Below are 20,208 nucleotides of genomic sequence, written 5' to 3'. Positions count from 1 at the left end.
ATTGAATATAAGGAATGCGTTCGTCGTTCACCTCCGCTGCGGGTGACACGCGTCGGGGAAATGCTCCCTTTTTATCAAGGAGGTATCGATCATGGCTATGCGTCGTTTGGCTGGGGTTGTTGGGTCCCGTTCTCTTCCCGTTTGTTTTGCTCCGCTCGTTGATCAGGTGGTTTCCTTGCTTCTGTCCTGCAGGTTTGCTGTGGCTTCGGGTGGTGCCGTGGGCGCTGATCAGTTTGCTTTGTCCGCTCTCATTCGTTTTGGTGCTTCTTCCCGCGGTGTTGTTCATTCGGCCTGGTCTTCTATCGCGGGTTTCCCTTCCGCGGTCCGCGCTGATGTGGTTCAGTTCATTGCGGCCGGGGGTCGTGTGGTTTGGGGTTCTGCTTCTGCCGGTGTTTCCCGCTCCTCCGCGGTTTCTGCTCTTCTTGGCCGCAATAGGCGTTTGGTTTCTGCCTCTTCTGTCGTTGTTGCTTTCCTTCATGGCCCTTCGCGCGGTTCTCTTTACACGGTTCGTCAGGCTGTTTCCAGGGGCGTTCCTGTGGTTGTCTTCCTTTGCGGCGGCGGTGCTTGTCTGCCGTCTGATCTGGCTTGTCATTGTTATGTTTTCAATGGGGAGGTGATATAATCATGTCAGATATAACGGTTTTACATTGTTGTGAGCGTTGTTTATGTTCCCTACATTGTAATGGACTAAGAAAAACAAAGTGCCCTCGTTTTCTTAGTCACATCAGATTTCTACACTTGTCCAATGCTCACCGGGAATTAATCTCGGAACTCAAGAATTTAATTTGTGAAAGGAGGACAAGTGTATGAAAGCTGCTATCTATACGAGGGTTTCAACTGACGGCCAGGCCGAGGTCGAGTTTAATTCATGTGAGACGCAGGAGATCAAGATCAGATCGTTCATATCGAGCCAGAACGATATTGAGGTCTTTAAGGTTTATTCCGATCAAGGATATTCAGGCGCGAACATAGACCGTCCCGCTTTACAGGAAATGCTTGACGATATCCGGCAGGGCAAGATCAATAGTGTCATGTCCTACAAAATAGACAGGTTGACCAGATCACCAAAAGATTTTTATCAGCTCGTTGAAATATTTGATCAGCACAATGTCAGTTTTATTTCAGTCACCGAAAGATTTGACACTTCAACTCCGTCGGGTCGTCTTCTCCGCAATATCATGCTTACCTTCGGCCAATTTGAGCGTGAGCTCATCAGCGAGAGGATCAGAGACAAAATGTTTGAACGGGCTAAAAAAGGTATGTGGAACAGCGGACATACTCCTTTTGGTTATAAGAAAGAAAATAAAATGCTTATCATCGAACCTAAGGAAGCGGAGATAGTGCGGCATATTTATGATACCTATGTTTCAACAGGCTCGGTTGCAGCGGTCTACAAAGAACTCAAAAACAAGAAGAAGTTTTATAGAAAGGAACTTACTTTTGCCAATACAAAAATTGATTTTATCCTAAGAAACATCCTTTATACCGGCAAGATCAACTACAAAGGCAGCACAATATACAAAGGTCTCCATGAAGCGATCATTTCGGAAATGCTGTTCGAGGAAGCACAGAAACTGCATCACCGCAGATTAAAGGGAAGAAAAGCCCAAAATTATGCCTTGTTCCCCGGATCTATAAGATGTAGGGAGTGCGGCTCCATAATGAGCTCGGTTTTCACGAATAAGTTTAAGAACGGCAGGCGCGTCAGATATTTCTATTATAGATGTAACGGCATCGTAAAAAGAGACAGGTCATTCTGCGATACAAGAACGGTTAGTGTTGACCGGCTTGATGGATATGTTATGGATAATCTTGATAAAATGGCCAAAAATCAACAATATCTTGATAGTTTGATCTTCACGCTCAATCACGGGTATCAGGATAGGATGGCGGGAGCCGAACTAAACGGGTTTGAAAGTTATTTTACCGTGGATCGGACCCGGGAAATACTCCAAACCGTTGTTAACGCTTCTAAATTTGACGGTAAAATGGAAAGAAGGCTGATCATGAAAGAGCACATCAAGGAAATACTTTATTCGAAAGACGCCATAGAGGTTGTATTATTTTACGGCGCAAATTGCTCGCCTGCGTCGATTAATAGCTCTGCGATAACAAAAGCGCGCGCGCCAAAACAAAATACGGAGACAGTTTTTTGCACCCACCCGAAAAAAACCCGCCAAAATTCCGCCGCCGAAAAAATAATCGATGAGAAGAAAATTGCGGACAATAAAAACGGCACACCAATAGTTTGTGAAGAAAAAATGGTGGGCGCGGCAGGGATCGAACCTGCGACCTTCTCGGTGTAAACGAGACATTCTACCACTAAACTACGCGCCCGTATCGGCCTATGGCTTATGGCCAACGGCTCATAACATTCATTATAACATTGGGGATAGAAAAAGGCCCTGCATACCGGTTGGATATACAGGGCCCTTCATTAAAAAGCAGAATTACATTCTGTTGTAATCTCTGTCTCTTCTTGGAGCGCCTTCGCTCTTTGGCTTGGCCTCGTTTATGGTGAGCTCTCTGCCGTCCCATTTGTAGCCCGTGAGGGCCGAAATGGCCTTGTCGGCATCAGCGTCATCCATGTCAACGAACCCGAATCCCCGTGAACGGCCCGAAAACTTTTCCATTACGACCCTGGCCGATATCACATTGCCAAATTCGCTGAACTTGGTCTGTAGATCGGCGTCCGTAACGGACCACGGCAGATTCCCGACAAATATCGTCTTTGCCATGAATCTCTCCCTTGATAACTTCTCTGACTTTGCGGCTCATATGCGGCCGCCAAGCCTCGACCTTTACTCGAAAAAATTATACCATATTTTTGGCTGTGGTATAATTAAAACATGGATAAGCTCTTTGTCCGCATCAACTCAGACATAGCGGCGGCCATGAAGTCCGGCGATAAGACCCGTCTTGAAACGCTGCGCATGATGAAGTCCAAGGTCCTTCTGGTGAACGCAAGAGGGGACCTTTCGGACAAGGAAGTGGTCAAGATCCTTTTGACCTATGCCAAAAGCGTCAAAGAGACCGTCGATATCATGACGCAGCACGCAAGGCAGGCGGAAGCAGATCAGGCTAAGAAGGAGCTGGCGATAGTGGAAGACTATCTGCCAAAGATGCTGTCCGAAGAGGAAACAGGTAAATTAATAAAAGAGGCCATATCCTCGCTCGGGATCACCTCTCCAAAAGAGATAGGAAGGCTGATGAAGGAAGTGGTGGCTTTAAGGGCTGATGTCGATGCCGGCCTGGCGCGCAAGATCTTTAATGAATCATTCCAGAACTAACCTCCTCGGCCTTGATGCGGAAGAGATCAAGAAATTCGTCAAAGAGAACGGTCTTGAAAAATTCCGGGCAAAGCAGCTCTGCGACTGGATCTACAAAAAGGGCGCGCCTTCGTTTGACGAAATGACCAACCTGTCAAAAGACCTCCGTGAGAAATTGAAGGATATTGCCGCGGCAGATAAATTATCATTAATGGGTATGCGCAGGGCCGTCCCTGCGCGGGTAGAAAAATACCTTTTTGGATTGAAGGATGGTCAAAAGATCGAAAGCGTAAAGATAGGGGACACCATCTGCGTTTCCACGCAGGCGGGCTGCCCGATGGGCTGTGTTTTTTGCGCCACGGGAAGCAGCGGCTATATAAGGAACCTTTCGCCCGCCGAGATCGCCGACCAGGTCATCCAGATAAAAAAGGGGATAGAAGGCTCCCCTAACATCGTCTTTATGGGAATGGGCGAGCCGCTGCTAAATTACGACAACCTTATGAAAGCGGTCCGTTTGATAAACCTGCCGGATTGCATGAACATAGGCGCCAGAAGGATAACGGTCTCCACCTGCGGGCTTCCCTCGCAGATAAGGAAACTGGCGAACGAAAAGATCCAGTTTAACCTTTCGGTATCCCTCAATGCTTCAAACGATGTTTTGAGGTCTTTTCTGATGCCCGTCAACAAAAAGCACCCCCTTTCCAGCCTTATCGAGGCGGTGCGTCATTATATCAGCAGGACCAACAGAAGGGTTTCCTTTGAGTATGTAATGATAATGGGGGTCAACGATTCCATAAAGGATGCCAAGGAGCTTTCTGTTATGCTCAAGGACATGCTCTGCCATGTCAACCTTATACCCTTCAATCCGCACGAAGGCAGCGATCTGGAACCTTCTTCGCCAAAGAGGCTGCAGTTCTTCCAAAACATGTTGGTGCGGAGCGGCACAAATGCTACAATTAGGAAAAGCGCCGGCGGAGATATAAATGCCGCCTGCGGACAATTGACCCTTCGACTCGCTAGCGCTCGCTCAGGGCAGGCTTGTACCGAGCGACGAGCGTAAGCGAGGAGTCGAGGTGCCCGTGTAGCTCAGTTGGTAGAGCACGTCATTGGTAATGACGAGGTCATCGGTTCAATCCCGATCGCGGGCTGTTGCGCGGGGCCATTGACGCTGGCATTATGGTATAATATAATTTCAGTATTAAAATCAAGGAGGAAACAAAATGGCAAGAGAAAAGTTTGAGAGGAAAAAGCCCCATGTAAATGTCGGGACGATCGGGCATGTCGATCACGGAAAGACCACCCTGACCGCGGCCATCACAAAAACGATGTCGTCAAAAGGTTATGCCAAGGCAAAGGCCTTTGACGAGATCGACAGCGCACCGGAAGAAAAAGCAAGAGGTATTACGATCGCTATCGCCCATGTGGAATATGAAACAGATAAAAGACATTATGCTCACATAGACTGCCCCGGACACGCCGACTATGTTAAGAACATGGTCATCGGAGCCGCCCAGATGGATGGAGCCATACTTGTGGTGAGCGCCGCCGACGGCCCCATGCCCCAGACCAGAGAACACATCCTTCTTGCCAAACAGGTCAATGTCCCTTCCATCGTCGTATATCTGAACAAGGTGGACATGGTCGACGATAAGGAACTGGTGGAATTGGTGGAAGTGGAGACAAGAGAGCTCCTGAAGAAATATGAATTTGACGGCGATAAGATACCGTTCGTCAAAGGCTCCGCGTTAAAGGCCCTTGAATGCGGCTGCGGAAAATCCGACTGCCAGTGGTGCAAATCCATATATGAGCTGATGGACGCTCTTGATTCCTACATTCCCGACCCGAAGAGAGATCTTGATAAACCTTTCCTTATGCCGATCGAAGATGTCTTTACGATCACCGGCAGAGGCACTGTGGGAACAGGCAGGATAGGTAGAGGCAAGGTCAAGGTAGGAGATGAGGTGGAAATAATCGGGCTCGGGAGCCAGAAAAAGAGTATTGTCACCGGTATAGAGATGTTCAGGAAGACCCTGGACGAAGGTCTGGCCGGGGACAACGTAGGCATCCTTCTCAGGGGCATAGAAAAAGATGATATCCAGAGAGGCATGGTCCTTGCAAAGCCAGGTTCCATCAAGCCTCACAAGAAGTTCGAGGCCCAAATATATGTTCTAACCAAAGAAGAAGGCGGAAGGCACACTCCTTTCTTCCCGGGCTACAGACCGCAGTTCTATGTGGGGACCACCGATGTTACCGGGGCTATCCAGCTTCCCGATAAAGTGGAGATGGTCATGCCGGGCGACAACATCGTCATGAAAGTGGAACTGATAACAGACATAGCCATAGAAGAAGGCCTGCGTTTTGCCATCAGGGAAGGCGGGCACACGGTCGGGGCGGGCGTAGTTTCCAAGATAATAGAGTAGGTTGTCTAACAGATGATAAAAAAACCCCGAAGCAGTTCGGGGTTTTTTATTTATACGGAAAATAGCAGGACATGAAGAAGCACCCTCTCATAAAAGCAGCGCTCCTTATTCTTATCATTTCCGCGGTCGTTTTTGGCGCCTATTTTGGCGACCGGTTCTATATGGAAGAAAGGATCGATCAGGGCTTTTACATAGGCAGTGTGCCGGTGAGCGGCCTTACCAGGCAGGAGGCGGTTTTAAGACTTTCGACTTTTGAAGCGGACAGTGTTATAGAAAGACTTCCCGCGCTTGTCCTGGAAGAGGACAAACGCCAGATAAGGTACGAGTTCAAGCCCTCGCAGGCCGGTCTGATACTTTTTCCGGAAGAATCAGTTGACAGGGTAATACAGATCTCCCAGAGAGAAGGCTATCTGGGCAGGATTTCTTACGGGCTTGGCAGGAAAAGGAGAGAGGTCCCTCCTGTCATGAAGGTGGCAAATGAACTGCATTTGAAGGCCCTTATCGCCCAGGTGGCTTCTTATATTGACAGGGACAAAGAGAACGCGAGATTTTTGATCTCAAAGGACCCGTCGGGAAGGACCAGGGTGTCCATAAGACCGCACACTACAGGCAGACAGTTGAAACGAGAAGAGACTAGGCTGCTGCTAAAAAGTTCTCTGGAAAATGGAGCTTTGGAGTCTGCTGTAATACTCGATCTGGCCCGTCCCAGGATAAGCCGGGAGATGCTCCAGAGCATTCCCAGCGCCGAGGTCATCGGCAGTTACACCACCTACTATGGGACCCATGATTCGCCAAACAGGATCTCCAACATCTATCTGGTATCCTCATTTGTCGATAATACCTTTCTGGCCTCCGGCGAAGTTTTTTCGCTCCTTCCTCTTATAGGCGAGTTCACAGGGGAAAGAGGTTTTAAAGAGGCTTATGTGATCATTGGGGATGAACTGGTGCCGGAATACGGCGGAGGGGCGTGCCAGATAGCCACCACTCTCTATAACAGCGCCCTCATGGCGGACCTTGAGATAGTTAACAGAAGGAACCACGGCATGTATTTTTCCATCTACCCTCTGGGAAGGGACGCTACGATCTATCCTCCTTCCACGGACCTAAAGCTCAGGAACAATACCGGGCATCCTGTCGTGATACAGGCTGTTCCGTTCAAGAAAGGGCTGACCTTCAGGATCATAGGTGCTCCCTCGGGCAAGACAGTATCTTTTTCTCCTGCGGCAATAAGATACAGATATGAGATAGTGACAACAAAAGATCCGACTTCCGAGGTCCCTGAGGAAAAACTGGTGCAGACAGGAGCGTTCTGGACCACGGTGACAAGGACCGTCAAGAAGAACGGTGCGGTAATAAAGAAGGAGACCATCAAGAGTTATTACAAGCTTCACGGCGATAAAAAGAAAGTGAAAATAAGAAGACGGGAGCCCAGATGAGGATGTGATATAATCTTTTTGTCATGAGCCAGCTGGCAAGAGACTGCCTGAAGAACCTTTCGAAATATATCCCCGGCAAGCAGGAAGAGGATGTCAAAGAAGAGTTCGGCTTAAGCAGTGTTATAAAGCTTGCCTCCAACGAAAACCCCCTCGGCTCCAGCCCAAAGGCTTTAAGTGCTGCTAAAAAGGCCCTCAAAGAGTCCTCAAAATATCCCGACCAGCACCATGTTCCTCTAAGGAACGCGCTGGCAGACAAGTTCGGCCTTCTTCCCGATAATTTTGTGGTTGGCAACGGCTCTGATGAAATCATGCTTTTGATCGCGCAGACTTTCCTTAGCGCAGGGCAGGAAGCCGTTCTGTCCGATAATACTTTCAGTGTCTACGAATTTGTGACTAAACTTATGGACGGCAAGCCGCTTCATGTAGTCTTAAAAGACCATGCTTACGATATTGACGGATTTGTGGAAAAGATAAACAGTAAAACAAAGCTGGTATTTCTATGCAATCCCAACAATCCGACAGGAACGATAGTAGCCGCAGGAAAGATAGAAGATCTATTGTCTAAAGTCTCTAAAGACACAGTAGTGGTCGTTGACGAGGCTTACGGGGACTATTGCGAGAGAGAAGAATTCACTTCTGCTGCCGGATTGATAGGCAAATATGATAATCTGATCGTTCTTAAGACCTTTTCAAAAATATACGGGCTTGCCGCATTGCGCGTGGGGTACGGAGTTGCCAGCAAAAAACTTATAGAGTGCCTTAATCTGGTCAAAATGCCGTTCAATGTGAACCGTATCGGTCAGATCGCCGCACTGGCAGCGCTTGACGACGCGGAATTCGTCAAAAAAAGCATTAAGAACAATTCCCTGGGCAAAAAATACCTGTATAAAGAACTGTCGAAACTAGGGCTCAGCTTTCTAAAGACCCAGGCGAATTTTATTTATATAGATCTCAAAAGGAACGCAGAAGAGGTCTTTGTCAAACTGATGCAGCGGGGGATAATAATAAGGCCTCTAAACTCGTTCGGCCTTCCCACGGCGATAAGGGTCACGATCGGCAAACCCTTCCAGAACAGGGAGTTCATCAGATCATTAAGGGAAATACTTTAGGATGTCCGAGCCAAAAAGAACAGCGCTTTATCAAGAGCACTTAAGGCTCGGGGCCAAAATGGTGGACTTTGCCTCCTGGGTCATGCCGGTACAGTATACAGGCATAATCGAAGAGCACAATTACGCCAGACAGGGCTGCGGGCTTTTTGATATAGGGCACATGGGCCAGATAAAGACCGACGACTTTGACGCTTTGCAGAGGCTTACCTCCAATGACCTGGCCAAATTAAAGGACAACCGCGCGCAGTATTCTTTTGTCCTTAACGAAAGAGGAGGCATCCTGGACGACATCCTTGTTTACAGGACCGGGAGCGAATTTCTGGTGATAGCCAATGCCTCCAACGCGGACAGGGTTTTTTCGCATTTTTGCCGCAGTTCAAAAAAGTTCAAACTACTCTATGATTCAAGCACCGCTGTGGCCATCCAGGGGCCTCAGGCGGCTTCTATTGTGCAAAAACTGACCAAGACCGACCTTTCCGCTTTAAAGCACAGGGATTGTGTATGGATGGAGGTCCTGGGGGTAGAGGTATTTGCTTCAAGGTCAGGGTATACTGGAGAGGACGGCTTTGAGTTCTTTTTTGACAGGTCTTATGCATCCCGGCTGTGGGACGGGTTCATTTCTGAAGGCGCAAAAGCGTGCGGCCTGGGATCCAGGGACAGCCTGCGGCTTGAAGCGGGACTCCCGCTCTACGGCCATGAACTGGACGAAGATACAACGCCTCTTGAGGCAGGCCTCTCTTTTGCCGTTGACCTTGGAAAAAGCGAATTTACCGGGAAAAAAGCTCTGGAGGAGCAGAGAGCCTCAGGCATAAGTAAAGTGCTCTCCGGATTTGAAGTCCTGGACAAGGCTATAGCCAGACAGGGCTGCGTATTGATATCAAAAGGCAGAAAGATCGGAGCTGTAACATCCGGGACATTTTCCCCGACTCTGAAAAAGCCGGTCTTTATGGGATATGTCGAGCCGGGCTCTGTTTTACCGGATGGAGAAATAACCGTGCAGATCAGGGAGAAACTGCACCCCTCAAAAATGGTAAAACTGCCGTTCTATAAAAGATATGCTAAAATTAGTTAGCAAACTTGATCGCGGGAGGTAATGATTTGAAACCGGAAGAGATAAAATATACCAAAGAACATGAATGGATAGCGCCAGACGGAACTGTGGGGGTGAGCGATTATGCTCAAAAAGAGCTCGGAGATGTGGTTTTTGTAGAGCTGCCGGAGGCCGGCAAAACGCTTGAGGCCGGACAGGAGCTCTGTGTCCTGGAATCGGTAAAGGCCGTATCAAGCGTTTACAGCCCTGTATCCGGAAGCGTTCTCAAAGTCAATGCCGCCCTGTCCTCGTCTCCGGAACTCGTCAACCGTGAGCCTTACGGAAGCGGTTGGATCGCAAAACTGAAGATCAAAGAAGCCTCTCAGCTTGAAAGCCTGATGGACCTGGCGTCCTACCAGAAGTACTTAGATGAGCTACATCCCAAACACTGACGACGACAGAGGGGCTATGCTCAAGGTCTGCGGGGCTGCTTCTGTCGAGGAGCTGTTTTGTGATGTCCCCAAGGCGCTCAGGAACCCTCAGATCGATCTGCCGCAGGCTCTTTGTGAGATGGACCTTGCAAGAGAGCTGAGATTGCTGAGCGGCAGCAACAAGTCCGTTTCCAAAAAACCGAGTTTTCTTGGGGCAGGGGCCTATAACCACTATATCCCGTCCGTTGTAAAGCACATTGTTTCAAGGTCCGAATTCTACACGGCCTATACCCCGTACCAGCCGGAGATCAGCCAGGGGATACTTCAGGCGGTCTACGAATACCAGACCATGATATGCCGCCTTACGGGTATGGATGCGGCCAATGCCTCAATGTACGACGCTTCTACCGCTATGGCAGAAGCAGCTCTGCTTGCCTCTTCATATACAAAGAAAAAAGAAGTGGTAGTTTCATCAGCGGTCAACCCCTTTTACCGCCGGGTCCTTTCCGCATATGCTGCCGGTTCCGGACTAATGCTCAAAGAGGTCCCGTTCCAGGATGGGATCACAGACCTTTCCGCGGCAAAAAAGATCATCGGGGAAAACACCGCCTGCGTGATCGTACAGCAGCCTAATTTTTTCGGCTGTCTTGAAGAAGTATTTGACCTTTCAAAGGCGGCCCATGATAAAGGGGCTCTTTTTGTCGCATGCGCGGACCCGGTCTCTCTTGCGGTGTTGAACAGCCCGTCCGAATACGGGGCCGATATTGTTGTCGGAGAAGGCCAGCCGCTAGGCAACCCTTTGAATTTCGGAGGCCCTTATCTTGGTATCTTTGCCGTAAAGAAGCAGTATCTAAGGTATATGCCCGGCCGCGTTGTCGGAAAAACCCAGGACTCATCCGGGATGCCGGGCTATGTACTGACACTGCAGACCAGAGAGCAGCATATAAGGAGAGAAAAGGCCACCTCCAATATCTGCAGCAACGAGGCTCTCTGCGCGCTTGCCGCGTGTGTTTATCTGACCTCAAAAGGGGATGGCGGCCTGCTTGATGTGGCGCAAGCCTGCCATAATAAGGGAGAAGACTTAAAACGCAGGATAACATCGATAAAAGGTTTCTCTCTTGCTTTTGACAGGCCCTTTTTCAGAGAGTTCGCTGTGAGATTGCCGAAGCCGGCACGGAAGATAAATGAACTTCTTTCGGAAAAAGGGATAATTGGAGGGCTTCCTCTGGAAGACCTGTACCCGGGCCTTAAGGACCACATGCTTTTTTGCGTTACGGAGATGAATACTGAAGAAGAGCTCGAGATGCTTTGCTGCGCGCTAAAAAATGTATGAGCCAAGGACATACCGCTCGCTGGTAAAAACCGGGGACCTGGTCTCTTTTGAGGTCGTTGAGGCCGAAACCGACCTGCTGATCTGCGCGGACAGGGACCTTGCCCCAAAAGTAAAAGAACTGGTCAAAAAGGCCCGGATCGACCTCACAAAATATATACTAAAACACCCCAATTTTGAGAAAAGTTTTGTCCCTCTGCCTTCTGATATAGGAGCGCCTAAAATAGTAGCAGAGATGCTCAGGTGTTCAAAAAAAACCGGTGTAGGGCCCATGGCTGCGGTCGCTGGCGCCGTGGCCGAATATGTGGGGAAAAGGCTTCTTAAATATTCAAAGCAGGTGATAGTTGAGAACGGCGGGGATATCTATATAAAGAGCTCTATCCCGCGCAGAGTATCCGTTCTTGCCGGCGGCTCTCCTTTTTCCGGCAGGATAGCGCTTGAGATAGGTCCCGAAGATACTCCGATAGGGATCTGCACTTCTTCCGGTACAGTAGGGCACTCGCTCAGTTTTGGGAGCGCGGATGCTGTGGCAGTTTGTGCAAGGTCTGCCGCTCTTGCCGATGCCGCCGCAACAGCCATCGGCAATGCCGTAAAGACCGGAAAGGACCTTGAGAAGGGCGTGCTGGCCGCAAAAAAGATCAGAGGCCTGCACGGAGTCCTTATAGTTAAGGACGACAAAATAGGGGTCTGGGGAAAAATTAAAATATGCGGCACCTGACGGTTTGCGGCCCTTGACAAGATAAAGGGTTTAGAGTTAGCATAAATCAAGTTTTGTCGAACCCGAAAGGTGGTGAAAGAATGAAAAAGTTATTGGCAGTAGCGCTCATGGTTTCATTTGCCCTGATGATCGTGTCCACCTCTTTTGCCAGGACTCTTGAGGAAGAAAAACAGGCTGTAAGAAAATACCTCAAAGTCGTAGACGCTAAGATCATAAAGTTCAGGAAACAGGGCAACACCAAGAAAATGAAACAGATGCAGGCGGAAAAGAAGGCCACTTTGAAAAGATGGGAAGCCCTCAAGGCAAAGGCGGAATCTGAAGAAACAGAGGCCGCTGCTCCATGGGTGCCGCCCGCTCCAAAACCGATAAGCCCTGCCCAGGAATCATCCAAAGCCAAGGCTGCTCCCGTAAAAAGCAGCGGGATTTCGCTGGGAGCCAAGATCGGACTTTCGGCAGGCGCCACCGGCATGATAGTGGACCTTGATTATCCTATCTCCGGATTGCTGTCCGGGGTCAAGATCAGAGTGGGAGGCGACTATCTTACCGGAACCAATCCCAACGGCAATGACAGCTATAAGATCTCCGACCTCAGGCTTGGATTTGTATATGCTCTGGATATGTTGAAATCCGAGGATATGCCGATAGACTGGTATGTTACGGGTTCTTTCCTTTACCCGTGGAAAGTGAATGCGGGCAGGACCGGTTCGTGGGGTATCGAGGCGGCCCTTGGAGGCAACTATGTTGTTGAGGATTTCGGATGTATCTACGGTGAAATTGGTTATGGAGGGATAAAATACGCCTCATCTCAGCCGGCGCTGAAAGCCATGTCGGCAGCGGTCGGATACAGCTATCTGTTCTGACCGGGCAACACTTCGGCTTTACTAAGGCCCCCGCAACCCGGGGGCCTTTTCTTTCTTGAAATGACCTGTGCGGTGTGTTATCATCTAAAAAAATCCCTGATGTTTAATCATGCAAAAACAAAAGCGGGAGCGGTCGCTGTCCTTGTTATTTTTTTTGTCTTTGCCTTGTCCGCATGGACAATGCAGGCATATGCGAACAAGGATGCAAAGGATTCTCTAAAAGAAAAACAGGACCAGCTGGATGAAATATATAAAAAGCTGGAGCAGAGCAGGCGCAAGCTGAGAGAGACAAAACAGCAGGAAGAAAGCGTAATAAACAGGCTTTTCATTATCAACAGAGACCTCAAAGTGACAAAAGGCCAGCTCTCAAGGGCGCAGGACCAGATCCAGAGGAACGAGAACAAGATCGGATACCTTAGAGGTTCGCTTGCTGAAACAAAGGCAAAAATGGATTCAAAGAGCGCACTTTTTTCAAAAAGGCTCAACGAAATATACAGAACGGGCGGAGTAAATCTTTTCGGGCTTCTTCTGACCGCCGACACATTGGCCGACTTCATAAGCCGTTCTTACTTTTTCGAGAAGATCATCGGAAGGGACATTGGTATCGTGGATCAGCTTACGCAGGAACACTCAAAGCTCAGTTCTACCAAGGAAGAGCTGGAAGGCGTGACCATAGAGATAAAAAAGCTTGCAAGGAACATACAGAGCAAGAAAACATATATCGAGAATCTGGCAGAAGAAAAACAGAAGGTCTACAAATCTCTCGAACAGAGAAAGCGCGAGTATGAAAAGAACATTGCGGAACTGGAACAGAGCTCAAAAGAGATAGAGAACATGGTCAAGAAAATGCTTGCGGAACGCAAGGCAAAAGGCCTGGCCGGCCCCCAGGGTACCGGGACATTCATCTGGCCTCTCTACGGCAGAATAACTTCGACCTTCGGATATAGGAGGAGCCCTATCTGGGGCGGAAGGAGTTTCCACACCGGTCTTGATATTGCCGCATCGCACGGCAGCCCCATTAAAGCCGCTGACGGGGGAGAAGTGATATACTCCGGATGGTGGAGAGGATATGGAAAACTGGTCATACTTGACCATGGCAAGGGTATTTCCACTCTGTACGCGCACATGTCCAGGATCTATGCGCAAAAGGACCAGAAGGTGGCAAAAGGCCAGGTGCTTGGGCTGGTCGGAAGCACGGGTTGGTCAACCGGCCCGCATTTGCATTTTGAAGTAAGAAAAGAAGGCGTTCCAAAAAATCCTGTAAGCTGGCTGCCAAGGTAAGGGGAAAGCATGGAAAATAGGAAGAGGAAGGGATTTATAAACTGGGCTGCGATGTCCCTGGCGCTTTTATTGATCGCTCTTGCAGTTTCCGGAGCGCAGAGAGTAAGGGCGGCGGATGAGTTGAACAGCAAATTACAGGTCTTTCTTCAGGTAATTGACATCGTTAAAAGCGATCATGTAGAAAAGGACCTTGATGACAAAAAGATGGTTTACGGGGCCATAAGAGGGTTCCTCGAAGGGCTTGATGATCCATACACGAGGTTCATGGAGCCGCCTGCCTTCAAAGAGATGAAAGCCCGGCTCAACGGTTCGTACAGCGGGATAGGGATATACATAGGACTCAAGAAAAAAAAGCTGATAGTCATTTCCCCCATTCCTGACACCCCGGCTGACCGGCTCGGGCTAAAAGCAATGGACCATATAGTTACCATAGAGGGCAAGCCAACCAGGGATATGGGCCTTGAAGAAGCGGTAAGTATGATCCGGGGCCCCAAAGGCACTGCGGTGAAGATCGGGATACTGAGAGGCAAAGAGAAAAAGCAAAAAGAATACAGGATCATCAGGGACAAGATCACCATTAAGAGCGTGGAGTATAAGGTCCTCGATAAAGACAGCGGGTATATAAAATTGAACACTTTTGAGAACCTTAATGCTAACAAAGAAATGGAAAAAGCCATCAAGTTCATGGAAGGCAAAAAGATGAAAGGGCTCATCCTTGACCTGAGAGGCAACGGCGGAGGACTTCTTGCCAACGCGGTGGAGATCTCCAATATGTTCCTTAACAAAGACCTTCCGATCGTTGCCACCGTTGACAGGGACGGGCAGAGGGATGTCATATATTCCTACGGCCCTGGCATCTGGAAAAAACCTCTGGTGGTCCTGATAGACCAGAGCAGCGCAAGCGCTTCCGAGATCCTTGCTGGGGCGATAAAGGACAACCATGTGGGCACCATAGTCGGATATCACTCTTTCGGCAAGGCCTCTGTCCAGAATATAAGACAGCTCCAGGACGGATCAGCTCTACTTGTGACGATAGCCAAATACCAGACGCCGAGCGGCCTTGACATCTCGAAAAAAGGCATAATTCCGGATATAATTGTCAAAACAGGCAGGGAAAGGGACCTTTCAAACGGAACGGAAGAGGCCGTTTCAGAAGAAGATGATGATGAGCCGGTCATGGACAAAGACCCTGCAAAGGATGTGCAACTGATAAAAGCGCGTGAGATCTTAAAAGGAAAGATATCCGAAACGGTCAAGAAAACCGGGAAGGGGGAATAAGATGCTTTCCAGAATAATAGCTGCGGCTTTGATCTTTTTTGCCGGCGTCCTGGCTCCGGCTTTTTCCTACATGGGAGACAACTATGTCATAGGCCCAGGCGATGTCCTGGAGATAAGGGCCTGGAACAGCAGCAATCCGGACCTTCTGGTGGTCAATCCCGTAGGTGTGGGTGTTGTAGCCACCACTCTTATCGACCAGCATGCGGTCACGGTGTCCCGCGATGGAAGGATCTATGTTCCTATGGTGGGGGCCATCAAGGTCGAAGGGAAGACCATAGCAGAGCTGGAGGATGTTCTTGACAGGGGCCTGAGCTTTTATTTGAAGGGCGGGAAAGTCAAGGTCCTGATAAAAACCCCGAAAACCATTAAAGCCTATGTAATGGGGGAAGTGTCCCGCCCCGGAATGTACGGGATCCCTGACGGGAATGCAGAAGAGTTAAGGGTCATGAACTTTATAAACGCTTCGGGGGGGTTTACCGCGCTTTCGGACATGGGCAATATCAAAATACTCCGCAAAAATGGCTCCAGTCAGGAAGCCTCCTTTGTTGACCTAAGAAAACTGGTCTCAAAAACGGATATAGAGCAGAACAGAATGATAAAAGACGGCGATACCATAATAGTTCCGCAGATCTACAACCAGGTATATGTGCTGGGACTTGTCAATAAGCCAGGTCCGGTACCGTATGTTCAAGAGGCCAGCATAGCCGATTACATTGCCCAGGCAGGCGGTTTTGCCAAAGTGGCCGCTTCCGACAGCGTGGCAGTGCTTAGAGGGAACCCTTCTAGTCCAACTGTTATCAAAGTCGGCATGAGAAGGTTCTTTGACTGGGGAAAAGGGGTCGAAGAGGTAAGCATGCTGCCGGGAGACATTGTGTATGTGCCGCAGAGCTGGTATGCCAATTTCGGGGACCTGGCATCGATCCTGATAGGCTTCAGGGACCTCAGGAACGCGACGAGGGACCTGGCTACGCCCAGCCAGTGGAGGATAGACTTTACAAAGTAGCATGAAAACAATACTCGATGATCCGGAAAAAGTGTTCAAGATAGACAAGAGCGATATGATGTGCCTTGTGGACAGCTTCCCATACATGATGGAAGACGCTCTTTTTATAAGCGATTCCAGCGGCATCAGGCTAAAAGGCGGATTTGACGAAGTAATAATAGCGGGTATGGGCGGCTCCGCCATGGCAGGGGACATCATTAAAACCATCTTTTTTGACAGGTTCTCTTGCCCTGTGCAGGTGGTTAGAGGATACAGCCTTCCCAAAAGCGCCGGCAAGAACACCCTGGTTTTTATCCTAAGCTACTCGGGCAATACGGAAGAGACCCTTTCTGTGCTTAATGAAGCCGTTTCAAAAAAATGCCGCATTGTTACTGTCACTTCCGGAGGCCGCATTAGCGGTATCTCAAAGTCGAAAAAGCTCAGCACTTTAGCCATTCCGGCAGGACTGCCTCCTAGATCCGCGCTTCCTTACATGCTGGTCCCGATGCTGCACATTCTGGATGGAGCAGGCTTTAAAGGACTGGTGCGTGAGTCCCAAAGGGCTGCCACCCTTCTAAAAAGGACCCAGCTCAAATACCGTATGGGGAACCCTTCTTACAAGAACCCGGCAAAAAAGCTTGCGCTGCTGCTTAAGGACAGGATACCTCTTGTTTTTGGTTCCTTTATGGGAACAGAATCGGCGGCATACAGATGGAAGACACAGCTAAGTGAAAACAGCAAGATGACGGCTCTCCAGAACGTGTTCCCGGAGCTTAACCATAACGAACTGGTCAACCTGGGGCTAAAGAGCAACAAAAAATGCGGTTTCCATGCGCTTTTCTTGAGGGATGCGTCGGACAACAAAAGGGTCAAATTAAGATTTGAAATAACAAAAGGCCTTCTGGAAAAAGGGGCAAGCCCCGTTGAAGAGGTCTGGGCGCAAGGCTCATCAAAACTAGAAAAGATCCTGTCTCTTATTCATTTAGGGGATTATGTCAGTGTTTATCTTGCCCTGCTGGGCGGGACAGATCCGACCCCTGTTGATGCCATAGAGGACCTAAAAAAGGCGCTGGCAAAAAAATGAAGGCCATAATAATAGCGGGCGGACTGGGCACAAGGCTGCGGCCTCTTACCTACAACAGGCCAAAGCCGATAGTCCCTATGGTTAACAAGCCTTTTGTCATCCATCAGATAGAACTTCTTAAGAAGCATGGCATCAAAGAAATAATCGTCAATCTGCATTATTTGTCCGACAGCATAGAGGAATTTCTCGGGGACGGAAGCAGGCTCGGGGTAAAGATCTACTATTCAATAGAAGGATCTCCTCTGGGCACTGCCGGAGCGGTAAAGAATGCCGAAGAATTCTTTGACAGCGAACCGATGGTTGCTTTTAACGGGGATGTCCTTACCGATGCGGACATTTCGAGGCTCATCAGTTTTCATAAAAAGAATAAGGCAGTGGCCACTATTGCCCTGACCAGGGTGGAGGACCCAACGCCTTTTGGGCTGGTAATAACCGATGAGAAAGGCAGGGTAAAAAAATTCATAGAAAAACCGGGCTGGAACAGCGTAAGCGTGTCCGGCAACATGATAAATGCCGGTATATATGTCCTAGACCCTTCTATCTTTGCCTCTTTTGGAAAGGGGATAAAATACTCATTTGAAAGAGACTTATATCCAAGATTGCTCGAAGAGGGCAAGCCGGTTTACGGGATCTCTTTCGACTCGTACTGGCTTGATATAGGGAGCCCTAAAAAATATCTTGAGGCCCACAGGGATATTTTGAGAGGCGAGGTCAAAGTCTCCTTTGACGGAAAAAAGAACCAGAACGAGGTCTGGATCTGCGAAGGAGCAAATATCAGTCCTTCGGCCAAACTCAGGGGGCCGTCCATAGTCGGCCCGCACACCAGGATAGCGGCAAATGCAAGGATAAATCCTCATTCAACTATAGGGGACGCTGTCAGGATAAGCGAGGGGGCAACAATAGAGGATTCGGTCATTTTAAGGAATTCTTTAATTGGCAAGGATGTCAAACTGCATGACTGCATAATCGGAGAGAACTGCATAATCGAGGATTTTGCGGAAATAGGAGAGGGCGTGGTACTGGCGGATTATTCGATCGTAAAGAAGGGGTCGAAGTTGGCGTAGAAGGGTAAGGGCAATTGGTGAATTTGCCCGTACAATGAATAAAGAAGAAGCAATAGTAAAGAGAATAATCGCTGATGTGCGCAAGACCGGTGATGCCGCGATAATCAAATATGCCGAGAAATTTGAGAATATCAAGATCTCGGCACAGGAGCTGCGCGTAGCCCCGCAGGAAATAGAAGAGGCGTTCTCATTTGTGGGCAGCGAATTTGTCTCGACAATACGCCTTGCCGCCAGAAATATCAGGGCCTATCACGAAAAACAAAAACAGAGCGAATGGTTTGACACTCTGCCGGATGATGTGGTGCTGGGATTCAGAATAATTCCTATAGAGTCAGTGGGGCTGTATGTGCCCTCCGGCAGAGCGGTTTATCCTTCTTCTGTACTAATGAACGCCATTCCCGCTAAGATAGCCGGGGTAAAAAGGATAGTCATCGCCGTTCCCTGCGGGAAGAATAAGAAGGTGAACCCGTACATACTGGCAGCTGCAAAAGAGGCCGGCATTTCGGAAATATACAAAATGGGAGGGGCTCAGGCAGTTGCCGCCCTTGCCATAGGGACCAGGACCATAAAAAAAGTGGATAAGATAGTGGGGCCGGGGAATATTTATGTGACGCTAGCCAAGAAAATGCTTTTTGGAGAAGTAGGCATAGACAAACTGGCCGGGCCCAGCGATGTTGTAATAATAGCGGACGAAAGCGCAGACATAAGGTTCATCTCTTCCGACATGGCCGCCCAGGCGGAGCACGATCCTAACTCAAAAGCCGTCCTTATCAGCACCTCCGATGATATTCTGCGCGATGCAAAAGCCCAGATGAAAAAATTGAAAAAGTCGGGACAGTGCAAATTTTATAAAGCAAATGATCTGGACGAGGCCGCGCGGCTTTCAAATGAGATCGCGCCGGAGCATTTGGAGCTTCTGGTGTCGGTCCCGCACGCACTTTTGGGAAAGATAACCAATGCGGGAGCGGTATTTATGGGCCCGTACTCTCCCGTGGCGGTGGGGGACTATCTGGCAGGTCCCAACCATGTGCTTCCGACGGACGGCACGGCAAGATTCTCTTCCCCTCTAGGTGTGTGGGATTTTGTCAAGTATCAGAGCGTTATAGGTTATACAAAGCCGGCTCTTTCAAGGGTAAGAAAGGACCTGATCAGGTTCTCTTCTATAGAAGGATTAAAAGCTCACGGGGAATCGGTCAATATCCGCTTTAAGGAATTCTAAAGCCGAGCTTTTCAAGCAGTTCTCTGGGGTTGTCATTAACGACCAGCTTTGCCTCTTCTTCCCTGAGCCCGCAACTTTTGGCAAGTTTGTACGCCTGTTCCTGGGTTATGTAGTTTTCCGGCAGGTGAGAATCCGTATTCACCAGCAGTTTTGCCCCAGTCTTTTTTGCGATTGAAACAACATGCCTGTTTGTCGCGTTGTGAAGTTTTCTCGAGGTTATTTCTAGATAGATTCCATTCTCTTTTGCCAGGAGCGCATCCTCTTCGGTTATCTTTCCGGGATGAGCAAGAATGTCCACGAGCCCTTTTGTTGATACTGCAGCATTATTGGTGCCTTTTATCACCGGTTCGGCCACTGTTTCGCCGTGGCAGACAACGATCTTTGCTCCCATTTTTCTGGCCTCGGATGCGAGTTCAGGTATCTGCCTTGGGTCGGCATGGGTTATCTCTACACCCGGGACAAAGACAACATCAAGGTATTTGCCCTGTTTTTCCGAAAACAAGAGGAGTTTTTCGATAACGGATTCAATATTTGAATAGTCCACATGGTCCGTAATTGCCATTGCTGCAAACCCCATAGTTGAGGCATACCTCATTGCCTCGCTTGGAAGAAGCGCCCCATCGCTTAAAAGAGAGTGGGTATGCAGGTCTATTCTCTTGCCGATATCCATTATACGGCTATGCTATCATAGAATAAG

The 20,208-nt window shown here is 48.9% G+C and carries 19 protein-coding genes and 2 tRNA genes; 18 read left to right on the top strand and 3 right to left on the bottom strand.

All coding sequences use genetic code 11. From position 1 onward, the window contains the following. Positions 1–91: 91 nt before the first annotated feature. Positions 92–622 carry a DNA-processing protein DprA gene (locus WC490_03570; GenBank protein MFA5097688.1) on the top strand — a complete coding sequence of 177 codons (531 nt, stop codon included), beginning with the start codon at positions 92–94 and terminating at the stop codon, positions 620–622. Positions 623–2,262: 1,640 nt separating this feature from the next. On the opposite strand, the gene WC490_03565 is transcribed toward WC490_03570, so the two are convergent. Both WC490_03565 and WC490_03560 read right to left on the bottom strand, forming a co-directional pair. After that, positions 2,263–2,337 (bottom strand) — tRNA-Val (locus WC490_03565). Positions 2,338–2,450: 113 nt separating this feature from the next. Continuing rightward, positions 2,451–2,738, bottom strand: a complete 288-nt coding sequence (locus WC490_03560; GenBank protein MFA5097687.1) for an RNA-binding protein — start codon at positions 2,736–2,738, stop codon at positions 2,451–2,453. A 111-nt stretch (positions 2,739–2,849) separates the two neighbouring features. Here WC490_03560 and WC490_03555 point away from each other — a divergent pair, with 111 nt between their 5' ends. The 17 genes from WC490_03555 (at position 2,850) to hisD (ending at position 19,511) form a co-directional block, all read left to right on the top strand. Continuing rightward, positions 2,850–3,290: a GatB/YqeY domain-containing protein gene (locus tag WC490_03555; protein MFA5097686.1), complete on the top strand. Its 441-nt coding sequence runs from the start codon at positions 2,850–2,852 to the stop codon at positions 3,288–3,290. Beyond that, entirely contained in the window at positions 3,271–4,329 is a 1,059-nt protein-coding gene (gene rlmN, locus WC490_03550; GenBank protein ID MFA5097685.1) for a 23S rRNA (adenine(2503)-C(2))-methyltransferase RlmN, read from the top strand. The genes WC490_03555 and rlmN overlap by 20 nt, the downstream gene beginning before the upstream one ends. A gap of 15 nt (positions 4,330–4,344) precedes the next feature. Continuing rightward, positions 4,345–4,417: transfer RNA gene (locus WC490_03545), tRNA-Thr, on the top strand. Positions 4,418–4,489: 72 nt separating this feature from the next. Beyond that, entirely contained in the window at positions 4,490–5,689 is a 1,200-nt protein-coding gene (tuf, locus tag WC490_03540; GenBank protein MFA5097684.1) for an elongation factor Tu, read from the top strand. Between the two features lie 71 nt (positions 5,690–5,760). Next, positions 5,761–7,125 (top strand): VanW family protein, encoded by a 1,365-nt coding sequence (locus WC490_03535; GenBank protein MFA5097683.1) that lies wholly within the window; start codon positions 5,761–5,763, stop codon positions 7,123–7,125. A 23-nt stretch (positions 7,126–7,148) separates the two neighbouring features. Beyond that, positions 7,149–8,234: a histidinol-phosphate transaminase gene (gene hisC / locus WC490_03530; protein ID MFA5097682.1), complete on the top strand. Its 1,086-nt coding sequence runs from the start codon at positions 7,149–7,151 to the stop codon at positions 8,232–8,234. A gap of 1 nt (position 8,235) precedes the next feature. After that, positions 8,236–9,306, top strand: coding sequence for a glycine cleavage system aminomethyltransferase GcvT (gcvT, locus tag WC490_03525; protein MFA5097681.1), 1,071 nt, complete (start codon positions 8,236–8,238; stop codon positions 9,304–9,306). A 26-nt stretch (positions 9,307–9,332) separates the two neighbouring features. Further along, the gene (gene gcvH, locus WC490_03520; GenBank protein MFA5097680.1) at positions 9,333–9,716 is read left to right on the top strand and encodes a glycine cleavage system protein GcvH; all 384 of its coding nucleotides are present in this window, start codon (positions 9,333–9,335) and stop codon (positions 9,714–9,716) included. Then, on the top strand, positions 9,694–11,028 hold the full coding sequence (gene gcvPA, locus WC490_03515; GenBank protein MFA5097679.1) for an aminomethyl-transferring glycine dehydrogenase subunit GcvPA: 1,335 nt from the start codon (positions 9,694–9,696) through the stop codon (positions 11,026–11,028). The genes gcvH and gcvPA overlap by 23 nt, the downstream gene beginning before the upstream one ends. Continuing rightward, positions 11,021–11,743 carry a UPF0280 family protein gene (locus WC490_03510; GenBank protein ID MFA5097678.1) on the top strand — a complete coding sequence of 241 codons (723 nt, stop codon included), beginning with the start codon at positions 11,021–11,023 and terminating at the stop codon, positions 11,741–11,743. Before gcvPA ends, WC490_03510 begins: the two co-directional genes overlap by 8 nt. An 80-nt stretch (positions 11,744–11,823) precedes the next feature. Then, positions 11,824–12,603, top strand: coding sequence for a hypothetical protein (locus WC490_03505; protein MFA5097677.1), 780 nt, complete (start codon positions 11,824–11,826; stop codon positions 12,601–12,603). 60 nt (positions 12,604–12,663) lie between these two features. Then, positions 12,664–13,884 (top strand): peptidoglycan DD-metalloendopeptidase family protein, encoded by a 1,221-nt coding sequence (locus tag WC490_03500; protein MFA5097676.1) that lies wholly within the window; start codon positions 12,664–12,666, stop codon positions 13,882–13,884. Between the two features lie 9 nt (positions 13,885–13,893). Continuing rightward, positions 13,894–15,162, top strand: coding sequence for a S41 family peptidase (locus WC490_03495; GenBank protein MFA5097675.1), 1,269 nt, complete (start codon positions 13,894–13,896; stop codon positions 15,160–15,162). A gap of 1 nt (position 15,163) precedes the next feature. Beyond that, positions 15,164–16,165, top strand: coding sequence for a polysaccharide biosynthesis/export family protein (locus WC490_03490; protein MFA5097674.1), 1,002 nt, complete (start codon positions 15,164–15,166; stop codon positions 16,163–16,165). A gap of 1 nt (position 16,166) precedes the next feature. Beyond that, positions 16,167–17,228, top strand: coding sequence for a bifunctional phosphoglucose/phosphomannose isomerase (locus WC490_03485; protein ID MFA5097673.1), 1,062 nt, complete (start codon positions 16,167–16,169; stop codon positions 17,226–17,228). Then, positions 17,225–18,292 (top strand): NDP-sugar synthase, encoded by a 1,068-nt coding sequence (locus tag WC490_03480; GenBank protein MFA5097672.1) that lies wholly within the window; start codon positions 17,225–17,227, stop codon positions 18,290–18,292. Before WC490_03485 ends, WC490_03480 begins: the two co-directional genes overlap by 4 nt. Before the next feature lie 34 nt (positions 18,293–18,326). Next, the gene (hisD, locus tag WC490_03475; GenBank protein ID MFA5097671.1) at positions 18,327–19,511 is read left to right on the top strand and encodes a histidinol dehydrogenase; all 1,185 of its coding nucleotides are present in this window, start codon (positions 18,327–18,329) and stop codon (positions 19,509–19,511) included. On the opposite strand, the gene WC490_03470 is transcribed toward hisD, so the two are convergent. Continuing rightward, positions 19,498–20,175: a histidinol phosphate phosphatase domain-containing protein gene (locus WC490_03470; protein ID MFA5097670.1), complete on the bottom strand. Its 678-nt coding sequence runs from the start codon at positions 20,173–20,175 to the stop codon at positions 19,498–19,500. The genes hisD and WC490_03470 overlap by 14 nt on opposite strands. Positions 20,176–20,208 lie beyond the last annotated feature (33 nt).

The organism is Candidatus Margulisiibacteriota bacterium (genome assembly GCA_041650635.1).
Lineage (GTDB): Bacteria > Margulisbacteria > WOR-1 > JAKLHX01 > JBAZKV01 > JBAZKV01.
This window is presented reverse-complemented; position numbering and strand designations above follow the sequence as displayed.

Coding starts and splice junctions, on each gene's coding strand:
- gcvPA (MFA5097679.1), top strand. CDS start 9,694: ATGAGCTACATCCCAAACACTGACGACGACAGAGGGGCTATGCTCAAG.
- WC490_03490 (MFA5097674.1), top strand. CDS start 15,164: ATGCTTTCCAGAATAATAGCTGCGGCTTTGATCTTTTTTGCCGGCGTC.
- WC490_03500 (MFA5097676.1), top strand. CDS start 12,664: ATGACCTGTGCGGTGTGTTATCATCTAAAAAAATCCCTGATGTTTAAT.
- hisC (MFA5097682.1), top strand. CDS start 7,149: ATGAGCCAGCTGGCAAGAGACTGCCTGAAGAACCTTTCGAAATATATC.
- WC490_03510 (MFA5097678.1), top strand. CDS start 11,021: ATGTATGAGCCAAGGACATACCGCTCGCTGGTAAAAACCGGGGACCTG.
- WC490_03485 (MFA5097673.1), top strand. CDS start 16,167: ATGAAAACAATACTCGATGATCCGGAAAAAGTGTTCAAGATAGACAAG.
- WC490_03570 (MFA5097688.1), top strand. CDS start 92: ATGGCTATGCGTCGTTTGGCTGGGGTTGTTGGGTCCCGTTCTCTTCCC.
- WC490_03495 (MFA5097675.1), top strand. CDS start 13,894: ATGGAAAATAGGAAGAGGAAGGGATTTATAAACTGGGCTGCGATGTCC.
- gcvT (MFA5097681.1), top strand. CDS start 8,236: ATGTCCGAGCCAAAAAGAACAGCGCTTTATCAAGAGCACTTAAGGCTC.
- WC490_03560 (MFA5097687.1), bottom strand. CDS start 2,738: ATGGCAAAGACGATATTTGTCGGGAATCTGCCGTGGTCCGTTACGGAC.
- rlmN (MFA5097685.1), top strand. CDS start 3,271: ATGAATCATTCCAGAACTAACCTCCTCGGCCTTGATGCGGAAGAGATC.
- tuf (MFA5097684.1), top strand. CDS start 4,490: ATGGCAAGAGAAAAGTTTGAGAGGAAAAAGCCCCATGTAAATGTCGGG.
- WC490_03480 (MFA5097672.1), top strand. CDS start 17,225: ATGAAGGCCATAATAATAGCGGGCGGACTGGGCACAAGGCTGCGGCCT.
- WC490_03555 (MFA5097686.1), top strand. CDS start 2,850: ATGGATAAGCTCTTTGTCCGCATCAACTCAGACATAGCGGCGGCCATG.
- WC490_03535 (MFA5097683.1), top strand. CDS start 5,761: ATGAAGAAGCACCCTCTCATAAAAGCAGCGCTCCTTATTCTTATCATT.
- WC490_03505 (MFA5097677.1), top strand. CDS start 11,824: ATGAAAAAGTTATTGGCAGTAGCGCTCATGGTTTCATTTGCCCTGATG.
- hisD (MFA5097671.1), top strand. CDS start 18,327: ATGAATAAAGAAGAAGCAATAGTAAAGAGAATAATCGCTGATGTGCGC.